Genomic DNA, 12609 nt, shown 5'->3' on the forward strand with positions numbered 1-12609 from the left:
CGCCACAGGCCCCGGCTAACGTCTAGGTGTCGTGGATGACAGAGAGACGGAGTTCCGAGACTTCGTCGGCGCCCAGATGGAGTCGCTGCGGGGTCTGGCCTACCTGACCTGTGGCGACTGGCAGGCTGCCGAGGATGCGACCCTGGCCGTGCTGGCCAGGCTCTACGTGAAGTGGAACAAGATCGAGTCACCGGCGAGCTATGCCCGTGCCGCGGTCGTCCGTGCGGCGATCGACGAGACCCGGCGGCCGTGGTGGCGCCGCGAGCAGTCGAACAGCCACGCCATGCCGGAGCCGGCCCTGCCGGATCACGCCGGCGCGGTCGACGAGCGGCTGCACCTGCGCCAGGCCCTGCTGCACCTGAAGCCCCGGTTACGCGCCGTGCTGGTGCTGCGTTTCCTGGAGGGACGCAGCGTGCAGCAGACGGCCGAGGCGCTGGGCTGCCCCGAGGGCACGGTGAAGGCGTACACGTCCCGCGGCCTGGCTCGGCTTCGCGAGCTCCTCAACGTTGAACTTTCGGATACCTGGGAGGACCGTCATGAAGCAGCGCGAGCTGTCTGAGATGCTGACCGAGGCCAAGGCGGGCCCGCCGCCCGCGCGGTTCACCGTCGACGACGCGGTCGCCGCCGGCCGCCGCCTGCAGACCCGCCGCCGCGCCGCGTGGAGCGGCGCCACGGTCGCCGCCGCGGTGGTCGCCGTCGCCACCGTGGTGAGCGTGCCGCGTCTGATGGCCGGTCCGCCGACCGCGCCACCCGCGCCGCCCGCCGCCTCCCAGGCCGCCGCCGGAGCGCCGCTGACCTACCCGGCCAAGCCGTGGCAGTACGCGTTCGAGTCGTACCAGGTCGGCGAATTCCACGTCAACGACCCGTTCCTGGTCACCGCGGACTTCCAGCAGGCCACCGTCCGGATCGGCAACGACGTCGACGTGTACGCCACCGACCCGTCGGACACGACACCGCGCACCGAGCCGGCCGACAACCTGCTGCTGACCGTCTACAAGCCCGGACGCTACAGCCCGAAGCAGTTCGACGGCGGCGAGCAGGTCAGCGTCGGCGGCAAGCCCGGCCTGTTCAAGGAGCGCACCTTCATCGACGGGGACACCTCGATGGTCGACGAGCACCGCGGGCTCGCCTGGCAGTACGCGGACGACGCCTGGGCGGTCCTCAACACCTACCAGTCCGACGACGCCAAGAAGGCCGGCAAGGACGCCCTGATGCGGGTGGCGGCCGGGCTGCACGGTGTGCCCGCCTACCCGGCGAAGGTCGCGATCAAGGTCGGCGAGGTCCCGGCCGGTTACCGGCTGGCGCAGGGCGGCCGAGGCCCCGGCTACCCGAACGGCGGCGCGAGCGAGTCGTATCGAACCAGCCTGCTCTACGTCAAGGACAAGCCGAAGACGACCGCCAAGCTCACCGACGCGGTGCCCGACGACGAGCAAGTCGGCCGGGAGATCCGGATCAACGTCTTCCCCGGCGCGCACGCCATGAAGGCCGACCCGCCGGCCGGCGCCGAGCAGGAGCCGTACTGCAACCCCGGCAACGACTCGCTGTGCTACCGCAAGTCCCCCGGCGGCACCTTCCAGGTCGAGATCATCGGCAGCGGCGACACGTCGTCCGCCGCGCTGAAGACGATCCTGGCGAGCATCAAGTTCGCCGGCTCCGACAAGCCGGCGACCTGGTTCCCGCTGACACCCTGACGATCCGTGATCGGCCGAGTGCGAGTCCCGCTGTACCACTGAGCGGGACTCGCTCTCGTTTCCGGCGGGCGCCGGCACCAACACTGTGACGATGATGTTTCCGGAGCCGGACCCCGACGAGACCGGGCCATACACCCATCTGGGTTTCGCCCACGCGAAACCGGGCTGCGAAGAGGATGTCGAACGGCTGATCCTGGCGCTGGTGGAGCCGCTGCGTGCCGAGGAGGGCGCCCTCGAGTTCCACGTGCACCGGGACCGCGCCGACCCCGGGCTCTTCGTGATCTACGAGATGTTCCGGTCGAAGAAGGACCTGGAACGGCACGTCGCGCAGCCGTACACGCAGGACTTCATCCGGGACATCCGGCCGTACGTCGAAGGGCCGTTGCGGCAGCAGTTCCTGCGGATGTGCAGCACGTTGCCGCAGGTCGCGGGGTGAACCGATGGGCCTCGTCATCCTCGCTCTGATCACCCTGACCGCGGCGTTCGGGCGCCGGCTGTGGGCTTCGATGTCCGGCCGGCCGCTGCCACGGGTGCAGGCCCGGCCCGGTGCCGGGCTCCTCGAACGGATCGGCAAGGACCGCGCGGTTCCGCGTACGCGAAGCCTCGAGCCGTTGACCTTGGAACCTGTCCCCCGCCGCGAGGTGCTCGTCGTCGGCGCCGGGCCGAGCGGGCTGATGACCGCGGCGCTGCTGGTGCGGCAGGGCGCCGAGGTCCGCATCATCGACGCGGGCGCCGGACCGGCCACCGAGTCGCGCGCCTTCGCCGTGCAGGCGCGCACCATCGAGCTGTTCCGCTCACTGGGACTGGCCGACGAGTTGCTCGCGTGCGGCGTCATCGACACGGGCATCGCGTTCCACATCAACGGCCGGCACGTCGGCGGGCTGGACTTCGACCGGGCGCGCGCCGCGGACACGCCGTACCAGTTCATCCTGATGGCGCCGCAGAACGAGGTCGAGGCGATCCTGGTCGCCGACCTCGCCCGGCACGGGGTCACGGTCGAGCGCGACACCCGCCTCGAGTCCCTCACCCAAGATCAGGACCATGCTCGCGTACGCCTGAGCACCGGTGACCTGACCTGCGATTACGTGGTCGGGGCCGACGGCGCGCACAGCACGGTCCGCAAGCAGCTCGGCCTGGCGTTCGACGGCGACGGGTACGCCCAGCGCTTCCTGCTCGCCGACTGCCGCGTGGAGTGGCCGTTCGACCACACCAGCTTCCGGATCTTCATGTCCGGCGAGCGCATCGGACTGTTCCTGCCGCTCGACGGCGCCCGCCGCTCCCGGGTCATGACCACCGACCTGACCGGCGGCACCGGCCCCCTCGACCTGCCCGAGCTCCAGGCGGCGCTCCGGGCGGCGATGCGGGTGCCGGTGACGCTGTCCGACCCGGTGTGGAAGACGCGCTACCAGGCCCACCTGCGGCAGGCCGCGCAATACCGGGTGGGCCGCTGCTTCCTGGTCGGCGACGCCGCGCACATCCACTCCCCGGCCGGCGGTCAGGGCATGAACACCGGCCTGCTGGACGCGGCCAACCTGGCGTGGAAGCTGGCGAGCGGCGACGAGGCGCTGCTGGACAGCTACCACGACGAACGGCACCCGGTCGGCGTCGAGCTGCTGCGGTTCACCGACCGGCTCTACCGGGTCGCCGCCGACCTGCACGGCTGGCGGGCGCGACTGCGCGACCTCGCCGGCCCGTTCCTGGTGGGCCGGATGTCCGCCGCGCCGCTGCCGCACCGCAAGGCGTTCCGCCGCCTGTCCCAGATCGGCATGTCCTACCCGGCCGGCCCGTTCACCGTGAACGAGCGGCTGTACTCGCTGAAGGGCCCGCTGGCCGGGCAGCGCGCCCCGGACGCCCGGATCAGCGCCGGCCGGCAGATGTTCGACCTGCTCGGCGGCTACCGGATGCACGTCGTCGCCATGTCCCGCGCGCACCTCGACGACGAGGCGGTGGCCGCGCTCACCGCCGGACTGGCGACCTTCGACGGCGTCTCCACCCACCTGATCGGCCGGGTGGCGTGCCGCCCCGACGAGCGGGTCGAGCTGGTCGACACGGCCGAGGTCTTCCAGCGGTACGGCCTGACCCACCCGGACTCCCAGGCGCTGTACGTCATCCGCCCCGACGGCCACGTGGCGTGGCGCACGGACGAGCTCGACCTCGACGCCTGCCGCCACTTCCTGGCCCGCCTCGGCTTGCCCTACCCGATCACTCCGGTCGCCAGCCTGTCCACGCGCCCGCCGTATTCCGCTTGTTGATCCAGTACAGCCCGTCCATCCCCGTGCATCTGAGCGTCACATTCCATCCGCTCGCCTTGTAGGTGAGCCGGCGGGCCCCGTTGCACCGGCCACCCAACTGGTCGGTCCACGCCGACAGCCCGAACGAGCCGCTCCACTTCGTCCACACCTTGTGGTCCGTGCCGATCACGAACACCTCGTAATAGTCGTTCGGCATGATCCATCGGGAGTCCGCGAGTGTCGTGCGGAAGAAGATGCCACCCCAGTTCGAATACTCGTACAGGTAGCCGGAGCCGCTGATCTGGTCGATCGATCCGGGCGGATTCCCCGCCGCGTGCGCCGGCGCGGCGGCTCCGGCGACGAGTGCGAGCCCTAAGGCGGCGGCCGCCACAAGCTTTCTCAACATGCTGTTCTTCCCCTTCGTACCGGCGCCGGGCGGCACCGGTTGCGAGGGACGCTAGGAATCCGACGTATACGTTTCGTACACGCCGTCGGGGTCCAGGCGCTGCCGGAGCTCGACCAGCGAACCCAGACGCCGCTGCTGCTCGAACAACGTCACCGCCTGCTGCCACGACCCGCGCGCGGCGCCGAGGTCGCCCAGCGCCGCCTGCTCGTCGCCGATCCGCTGCCAGACCTCGGCCAAGAAGTGGTCGTCGCCGATCTCGTCCATCACCGGCAGGCAGAGCTGGAACCAGGCGAGCGCCTGCGCGTGCCGCCCGAGCCGGTGTTCCAGCGAGCCGAGGCTGTCCAGGGTGGCCGCCTCGACCTCCCGGTGGCCGTGCCGGCGGGCCAGCGACAACGCCAGGTCGAGGTGTCCACGCGCCTCGTCGAAGCGGTCGAGCTGGATCAGGTACCAACCGACCGCGTTGTGCCGGTCGGCCAGCTGAGCTTGACGGCCGAACCGCTCGGCCAGCCCCAGCGCGGCCAGCGCGTGCCGCAGCGCCGCCTCCGGATCGCCGTTCTGCCAGGTCGCCCAGCACAGCGTGCTCAGCGTGAGCATGACGTCCTCGTCGTCGCCGAGGTCACGACCGATCGCCAACGCGCGGTCGAGCTGTGCCATCCCCTCCGCCCGGCGCCCCGACCGCAGACACGCGTCGCCGTAGAGCCGCGCGGCGCGGGCGAAGACCGCCCGTTCGCCCAGTCGGTCGGCGGCGGTCATCCCGGCTGTCCACACCGTGTGCCTGTCCTCGTTGCGGTGCCGCCGCCAGCAGAAAGTGTCCAGGCTGCGAGCGAGCTGCCAGGCCGGATCCCACCAGCCGTGATCGAGGGCGACCTGTTGCGCCGCCCGGATCGCGGCGAACTCGGCGTCGAACCAGTCCAACGCGGCGGACAGGCCTGCGGGAGGGTCCGGCGCGGCGCCGCGCACCGGGGCGCGCAGATTGAGCGGGGGACGTTCCGGATTCAAGGTCAGATCCGCCGCGTACGCGGTGTGATTGAGGTGATCTACCAGCCGGCGCAGCGCCGCGGCCTCGTCCGCACCGGCCCGCCGCGCCTCCTCGGCGGCGAACAACCGGACCAGGTCGTGCAGCTGCCACCGATCCGGGCCGGTCCGTCCGATCAGCGACCGCCGCTCCAGCTCCCGCAGCAGGGCGGCGGTCTCGGCGCGGCCCTTGCCGACCAGCGCGGCGGCCGTCGCGGTGCCGATGTCGGGACCGGGCGCCAGGCCGAGCAGCCCGAGCAACTCCGCCTGCGGTTCGGCCAGTACCCCGTACGACCAGGACAGCACGGCCCGCACACTCGCGTGCTGGTCACCGTCGTCCAGCTCATGCAGCCGGGTCGACCGGTCGGCGACCCGCTCGGCGATGTCGGACAGGGCCAGGCCTGGTTCGAGCAGCGCCCGGGCAGCGACGATCCCCAGCGCAAGAGGCAGCCCACCACACGCCCGGATCAGCGTGCCGACGGCGTCCGGCCACGCCTCGACCACCGCCGGGCCCAGCCGGGCCGTCAGCAGGGCACGCGCCTGATCGTCGGTGAGCACGTCGAGCGCCAGCGGCACCGCGCCCTTGCCGGCGACCAGCCCGGCGAGCCGGTTGCGGCTGGTCACGAGCACCGTCGACTGCCCCGAGCCGGGCAGAAGCCCGGCAATCTGGTCGCTGTCGTGCACGTTGTCCAGCACGATCAGCATCCGGCGGCCGGCCACCAGGCTGCGGTACAGCCCGACCTGGGCGTCCGCGTCGGCGGGCACGGCGCCCGGCGGCACGCCCAGCGCCGACAGGAACCCGCGGACCGCCTCCGCGCCGGACAACGGCCGGCTGTGCGGGTCGAAACCGCGCAGGTTGACGAAGAGGTTGCCGTCGGGGAACCGGTCGAGGTGCCGATGCGCCCAGTGCAGGGCCAGCCAGGTCTTGCCGACGCCGCCGATCCCGCCGATGGTGGCGATGACCACCGGCGTGCCGGTCGCCACCCGCTCGCCCAGCAGCTCGGACAGCCGGTCCAGCTCGCGGTCGCGACCGGTGAACACCGCCGTGTCCGGTGGCAACTGGCTCGGGACCGGCCGCGACGACCGCGACGCCGGTCCCGGGCCGCCGCCGATCACCTCGTCGCCGCGCAACATCGCCCCGTGCAGGCCGCTCAGCTCGGGCCGGGGCTCCAGCCCCAGCTCGGTGGCGAACAGCCGCCGCACCCGCCGGTACGCGGCCAGCGCGTCCGCCCGGCGCCCCGCGCGGTACAGCGCGATCATCAGCTGAGCGTGGAACCGCTCCCGGAACGGATGCTCGCCGACCAGGGCGGTCAGCTCCGGGACCACCTCGAGGTGCCGTTCCAGCGCGAGGTCGGCATCGATCCGCTGTTCCACCGACGACAGCCGGTGCGCGTCCAGCCGCGCCTGCTCGGCGGCCAGCACGTCGACGTCGTCGAGGCCCGCGTACGCCGGCCCGCGCCACAGACGCAGCGCGTCGTCGATCAGGTCGCGGCCGGCCCGTACCGAGCCCGCCGCCAGGGTCGCCCGGCCGTGGCCGGCGGTGTCCAGGAACTCGGCGCTGTCCACCTGCTCCGGGGCGATGTCCAGGACGTATCCGGTCCGGCCGCGGCCGTGGATGACCTCCGCACCCAGCGCCGCACGCAGCCGGTGCACGTAGGTCCGGAGGTTTTCGGTCGCCGACCGCGGCGGCGTGCCCTGCCACATCGTCTCGGCGAGCTGATCGACCGCCATCGCCTGCTGCGGCCGGGTGAGCAGCAACGCGAGCAGGAGCCGCTGCTTCGGCGAGCCGAGGGGCACCGGGATGCCGTCGCGGACGACCTCGAGCGGGCCGAGCACCCGGAACCGTAGCGACGCATTCACGCTGCTCACCCTAGGAGGAGGCGCCCCTCGTGGCCGGATGGGCGTCAGAAAGGCGTCAGAGCCCCGGCCGGCATTTCGAGCTCGGCCGGCATTCGAGCTCGGCTGGATCAGGCCGGCCGGGAGGCTCGACGGTAACGCTCGGCGCCCTCGAGGTATCGGCGGTGCTCGGCGGCCGTGTCGGGTGCGGTGTGCGGCTCGGTGTCACTGCCTTCTCCGACGCCCTCGCCGGCACCTTCGCCGACCCCGAAGAATCGTCTGGTCGCCGCGTTGGACGGGCCGGCGTATCCGGCCGCACGGGCCTGCATGACCGGCTCGTAGGTGCGGATCGCGGCGTCCAGGGTGGGCTCCTCGGCGATGGCGTGGGCGAGCTCGGTCGCGTCGAGCAGGGCCAGGTTGACGCCGTGGCCACCGAACGGGCCCATCACGTGCGCCGCGTCGCCGAGCAGGGTCACCCCGGGCGTGGGCTCCCAGGCCATCGGAACCGGCAGGAACCAGATCCCGCGGTCGACATAGCCGTCGCTGTCGGTGAGGAACGGCAGCAGCGTCGGGGACCAGCCGGCGAATCGCTCCAGCAGGTGGGTCCGCAGGGCGGGAAGATCATCCACGCGTACGCCGGACCGCGCCGCCCAGCCGGCCTCGGCGCGCATGGCGACGTAGCCGCGGATGACGCCGTTGCTGTTGCGCTGGGCGATGATCGCGTTGCCGTCGTCGCCGCGGGCGAACAGGTGCCCGTTGCCGACGAGCTCGGCGATCGCGGGGTGCCGGTGGTCCGCGTCGTCGTACCGCACGTCGAGGAAGGCGACCCCGGAGTACTCGGGTTCCGCGTCGCTGACCAGCGGACGCACCCGGGACCAGACGCCGTCGGCGCCGATCACCAGGTCGGTCTCGGCGGTGGCCCCGTTGGCGAACTCCAGCCGGTGCCGCCCGCCGCCGATCGGTGTGCGCGCCGTCTTCAACACAGTCGGCTCGGTGCTGGCCGCCACCTTCGGCGCCCCCGCCGACCCCGCCGCCGTGCTCGCCGCCGCCCGCCGGATGGTCATCGCCCTGACCGCCGATCGCATCGGCGAAGTCACCGGTCCTGACGCGCCGCAGCCCTCGGACATCACCCGTCCTGACGCGCCGCCAGTCTGATCAGCTCGGCGCGGGACGAGACGTTCAGCTTGGTGAAGACCTTGCGCAGGTGATAGTCGACCGTGCGCGGGCTGAGGAACATCTGCGCCGCCACCTCACGGTTGGTCGCGCCCTCGCCGACGATCCGGACGATCTGCGTCTCCTGCGGCGTGAGCTGCTCGGTCGTGCCCGGATCCCGTTTGCGGGCGGTCTCGCCGGTGGCGCGCAGCTCGGCCGCCGCCAGCCCGGCCCAACCCGGCAGGCCGAGCCGCTCGAAGGTCTCGTGCGCCGCCCGCAGATGAGTGCGGGCCTCGGTCCGCCGCCGGCTCCGCCGCAACGCCTCCCCGAACAGCAACTCGGTGCGCGCGGCGTCGAACGGCCGCTCACGGTGAAGCAGCGCCTCGGCAAAGTAATGGTCGCGAGCCCGCCCACCCGGATCGCCACCACGCTGGTCGCGGGTGGGACCACCCGGATCGCCGCGGTGCTCGGGGGCGAGCAGACCCCGGCACCGCAGCACGAGCGCCAGACCCCACGCCGACCCGGTCTGATCGGCCCACGCCGACAGCCGGGCCAGCGCCTCGCGGGCGGTCGCCTCGTCGCCGGTCCGGACCGCGGCCTCGACCAGGTCCGCCGCCGAGAAGACGCCGACCATCGGGTGGGACTCCCCCGGCCCGGCGGCGGCCAGGGCGGCCAACCGGTCGCGGGCCGGCCCGGGCCGCCCGGCGCCCAGGTCGAGCAGGCCGAGCGCCCAGGACGCGATGCCCGCCGCGGGAGCGAGCCGGTGGCCGATCGCGTGCGCGAGCGCAGCCGACGCGTACGCCCGGCACTCCTCCTCGCGGCCTCGGGCCGCCGCGATCCAGGCCAGCACGCTGCGCAGATGGGCGGCCGGGTTGTCCTGCCCGGTCTCGGTCGCGATCCGCAGGCCCTCGGTCGCGTTCGCCGCGCCGGCGGCGAACCGGCCGGTCCAGCCCTCCAGCGAGGAGAGCGGGGCGAGCAGCGACGGCAGCATCGAGGCGGCGCCCGCCGACCGGGCCCGGGTCACCGCCGTGGTGAACAGGCCGATGGCCACCGCGTCGTCACCGAGGAACATCGCGCCTGCCGCGCTGAGCAACATCGCCCGGAGATCACCGGTCGCGGTCGCGCCGCCCGCGACCTCGCGCAGATGCCCGGCGGCCGCGGCGGTGTCGCCGCTGAGCAGCCGATCCAGGCCGAGCACAAGCTGCGCGCTGAGCGGGACGACCGCGCTCGCAACCGGCAGCGCGGCCAGCCGGCGGGCGACCTCGTGCAGAGCGGCGGCATCGCCGGCCAGCCACGCCGACTGGCCGGCCTCGGTGAGCATCTGTGCCGCGCGCGGCGGGTCTTCGGCGGCCGCCCGTTCGGCGGCGCCGAGGAGGATCGCGTAGGCCGTGGTGAGCTCCCCGTTGGTCGACTCGATCGAGCCGCGCAGGTGATCCGCCCGGGACCGCAGCGCCGGGCCGGCGACCCGGTCGAGCAGCGCGTTCGCCCGGTCCGGCAGCCCGCCCTGCCAGGCGGCCCCGGCCGCGGCGAGCAGCCGTTCACCGCGCGGGCCGGGAGACGCGGTCAGCGCCGCCGCGCGTTCGAAGGCGGTCGCCGCCGCCGCGTGCCCGCCACGCTGGCGGGCCCGGTCGGCGGTCCGGTGCAGTTCCGCCGCGACCGCCTCGTCCGGGCCGGGCGCCGCGGCGGCGAGATGCCAGGCGCGCCGGTCGGCGTTCTCGTCGCCGTCCAGGGCCGCGGCCAGCGCCTGCCGGGCGTCCCGCCGCTGCCAGAACGTCGCGCCCCGGTAGACCGCCGAGCGGACCAGCGGGTGCCGGAACTCGACGGTGCGGCCGTCGATCGTGACCAGTCCGGCCTTCTCCGCGGCGTCCAGCGCGCCGGCCGGCACCCCGAGCAGCTCGGCGGCTCGCAGGACCGGGCCGAGCTCACCGGTGTCCTCGGCGGCCGCTACCAGCAGCAACGTCTGCGTGGACGGGTCCTCACGGCGTACCCGATCAAGAAAGACCTGCTCCACCCCCGCGCCCACCGGCAGGCGGTCGGGCAGGGCCGCGCGCCCGGACAGCTGCTCGGCGGACAGCGCGCCGGGCAGTTCGAGCAGCGCGAGGGGGTTGCCGGCGGTGCTCGCCACCAGGCTGTCCCGGACCGCGGCGGGAAGCGGCGTGCCGGCCCGGGAGGCGAGCAGATCACCGGCGGACGCGGCGTCCAGGCCGGCGAGGGTGAGCTCCGGGAGCCCGGGTACGGCCTGGTCGCGCGCCGCGAACAGGATCACCACGCCTTCCGAGTCGAGCCGCCGGGCGGCGAAGGTCAGCGCGGCGGCCGACGCGCCGTCCAGCCAGTGCGCGTCGTCGACCAGGCACAGCAGGGGACGTTCCTCGGCCGCCTCGGCGAGGACGCTGAGCACGCCGAGCGACAGCAGGAAGCGGTCCTGGTCGGCGGCCGGGCCGAGACCGAACGCGCCGCGCAGGGCGTCGCGGAGCCGCTCGGGGATCACCTCGACGAGGTCGGCGACCGGGCGGAGCAGCTGGTGCACGGCGGCGAACGGGAACTCCGCCTCGGACTCGACGCCGGCGCCGCGCAGGACCCGCATCCCCGTCGCCTGCGCCGCGGCGTACCGGAGGAGGGCCGACTTGCCGATGCCCGCCTCGCCGCGCAGCACGAGGACGCCGCTGCGCCGGTCGGCCACCGCGGCGGACAGCAGCCCATCGATGAGCGCGCATTCCTTCTGCCGCCCGTGCAGCATGCCGCCGATCGTACGGGACCGGTGACGTCGCTGATGCGAGCGAATGCTCCGCGGTCGCAGGCTGTGGTCGTCCACCGAACGATCCGAAAGGGACCGCCATGAATTCCGCTGATGTGATCGTCGTCGGCGCCGGGCCGACCGGCCTGGCCCTCGCCGGTGAGCTGGCGCTCGCCGGGGTCCGCGTCCGCCTGCTGGAGCGGCGGCGCGAGGAGCCCAACATCACCCGCGCGTTCGCCCTGCACGCCCGCACGCTGGAGCTGCTCGACGCCCGGGGCCTGGCCGACGAGGTGCTGCAGCACGGCGTACGCGTGACCAGCATCGCGCCCGTGCCCGGCTCGACCCTCGACCTGACCATCCTGGACAGCCGCTTCCCGATGATCTTCATCGCCCCGCAGAGCGGCACCGAGAAGGTGCTGCGCGCCCACGCCGAACGACTCGGCGTGGAGATCGTCCCGGACACCGAGGTGCTCGGTTTCCGGCAGGACGACGACGGTGTGACCGTCGAGATCGGCGGCGCGAACCCGGGCACCGAGCGGGCCCGCTACCTGGTCGGCTGCGACGGCGCGCACAGCACGGTGCGGCGGCTGGCCGGCATCGACTTCGCCGGGAAGCAGTACCAGACGCACATCCTGCTCGCCGACGTGCACCTGGCCGAGCCGCCGCAGGAGGCGATGTTCGCCCGGACCGGTGACGACGGCGCGGTGATCATCGTGCCGTTCGGTGACGGCTGGTTCCGGGCGATCGCGTGGGACCGCAAACGCGACCGGGTGCCGCTGAGCGAGCCGGTCACCGACGACGAGATGCGCGACGCCTTCCACCGGATCGCCGGCGGCGACCTGGGCATGGGCGAGCCGCGCTGGACCAGCCGGTTCCTCAGCGAACGCCGTCAGGCCTCCCGCTACCGGGCGGGCCGGGTCTTCCTGGCCGGCGACGCCGCGCACGTCCACTCCCCGCTCGGCGGCCAGGGCATGAACACCGGCATCCAGGACGCGATGAACCTGGGCTGGAAGCTGGCCGCCGCCGTGCACGGGACCGCGGCGCCGTGGTTGCTGGACAGTTACCAGGCCGAGCGGCACCCGGTCGGCGAGCAGGTGCTCCGGCTGACCGACGCGTTCAACGGCATGGTGCTCGGCCGCAAGCGCCCGCGTTCCCTGGTGCAGGCGCTGGCGGTGCGCGCGATCCTCCGTTTCGGGCGCACCCGGCGGATGCTGGCCGGCCGGGTCAGCGGGATCGGCGTCCGCTACCCGGCCCGGGGCGCGGGCGCGCACCGGTGGGCCGGCCGCCGGATGCCGGACGTCGGCCGTCTCTACGAGCAGTTGCGCGACGGCCGGTTCGTGCTGGTCACGCGCGAGCCGCTGGCCTTGGGCGACACGCCCGGCGTCACGGTGGTCCGGCGCGAGGCGCTGCCGGGTCCGGCGATGATTCTGGTACGCCCGGACGGCTACGTCGCGTGGGCCTCCGACCGCATGCTGACCCCGGCGGAGACGACCGCCGCGATCGCCGGCCGGACCGGCCACCTGCCCCGGAAGGTCCGCCGTTAGG

10 protein-coding genes are annotated in these 12609 nt (G+C 73.6%); 6 read left to right on the forward strand and 4 right to left on the reverse strand.

Features of this window, described 5'->3' with window-relative positions:
* The first annotated feature begins 31 nt into the window (after window positions 1–31).
* From QSK31_RS25500 to QSK31_RS25515, 4 genes are all read left to right on the forward strand, one after another.
* Complete coding sequence (locus QSK31_RS25500) at window positions 32–559, forward strand: sigma-70 family RNA polymerase sigma factor (RefSeq protein WP_285686842.1); 528 nt, start codon at window positions 32–34, stop codon at window positions 557–559.
* The gene (locus QSK31_RS25505; protein ID WP_285686843.1) at window positions 537–1691 is read left to right on the forward strand and encodes a hypothetical protein; all 1155 of its coding nucleotides are present in this window, start codon (window positions 537–539) and stop codon (window positions 1689–1691) included. The genes QSK31_RS25500 and QSK31_RS25505 overlap by 23 nt, the downstream gene beginning before the upstream one ends.
* Before the next feature lie 91 nt (window positions 1692–1782).
* The gene (locus QSK31_RS25510) at window positions 1783–2127 is read left to right on the forward strand and encodes a putative quinol monooxygenase (protein ID WP_285686844.1); all 345 of its coding nucleotides are present in this window, start codon (window positions 1783–1785) and stop codon (window positions 2125–2127) included.
* Between the two features lie 4 nt (window positions 2128–2131).
* A complete protein-coding gene (locus QSK31_RS25515) occupies window positions 2132–3943 on the forward strand; it encodes an FAD-dependent monooxygenase (RefSeq protein WP_285686845.1) in 1812 nt (603 codons plus the stop codon).
* On the opposite strand, the gene QSK31_RS25520 is transcribed toward QSK31_RS25515, so the two are convergent.
* The 3 genes from QSK31_RS25520 to QSK31_RS25530 all read right to left on the reverse strand — a co-directional run bounded on the left by QSK31_RS25520 (window position 3894) and on the right by QSK31_RS25530 (window position 8161).
* Complete coding sequence (locus QSK31_RS25520; protein ID WP_285686846.1) at window positions 3894–4328, reverse strand: PLL family lectin; 435 nt, start codon at window positions 4326–4328, stop codon at window positions 3894–3896. The genes QSK31_RS25515 and QSK31_RS25520 overlap by 50 nt on opposite strands.
* 51 nt (window positions 4329–4379) lie before the next feature.
* Window positions 4380–7202, reverse strand: coding sequence for an AfsR/SARP family transcriptional regulator (locus QSK31_RS25525; RefSeq protein WP_285686847.1), 2823 nt, complete (start codon window positions 7200–7202; stop codon window positions 4380–4382).
* Between the two features lie 107 nt (window positions 7203–7309).
* Window positions 7310–8161 (reverse strand): FAD-dependent oxidoreductase, encoded by an 852-nt coding sequence (locus QSK31_RS25530; RefSeq protein ID WP_285686848.1) that lies wholly within the window; start codon window positions 8159–8161, stop codon window positions 7310–7312.
* 10 nt (window positions 8162–8171) lie between these two features.
* On the opposite strand from QSK31_RS25530, the gene QSK31_RS25535 reads away from it, so the two are divergent.
* A complete protein-coding gene (locus QSK31_RS25535; RefSeq protein WP_285686849.1) occupies window positions 8172–8333 on the forward strand; it encodes a hypothetical protein in 162 nt (53 codons plus the stop codon).
* Here QSK31_RS25535 and QSK31_RS25540 read toward each other — a convergent pair.
* Window positions 8305–11067: a helix-turn-helix transcriptional regulator gene (locus tag QSK31_RS25540; RefSeq protein WP_285686850.1), complete on the reverse strand. Its 2763-nt coding sequence runs from the start codon at window positions 11065–11067 to the stop codon at window positions 8305–8307. The two genes, QSK31_RS25535 and QSK31_RS25540, sit on opposite strands and share 29 nt — an antisense overlap.
* A 98-nt stretch (window positions 11068–11165) precedes the next feature.
* Between QSK31_RS25540 and QSK31_RS25545 the strand changes: the two genes are divergently transcribed.
* Complete coding sequence (locus QSK31_RS25545; protein ID WP_285686851.1) at window positions 11166–12608, forward strand: FAD-dependent oxidoreductase; 1443 nt, start codon at window positions 11166–11168, stop codon at window positions 12606–12608.
* The last annotated feature ends 1 nt before the right edge of the window (window position 12609 follow it).

Source organism: Actinoplanes sp. NBRC 103695, from assembly GCF_030269485.1.
Classification (GTDB): Bacteria; Actinomycetota; Actinomycetes; order Mycobacteriales; family Micromonosporaceae; genus Actinoplanes.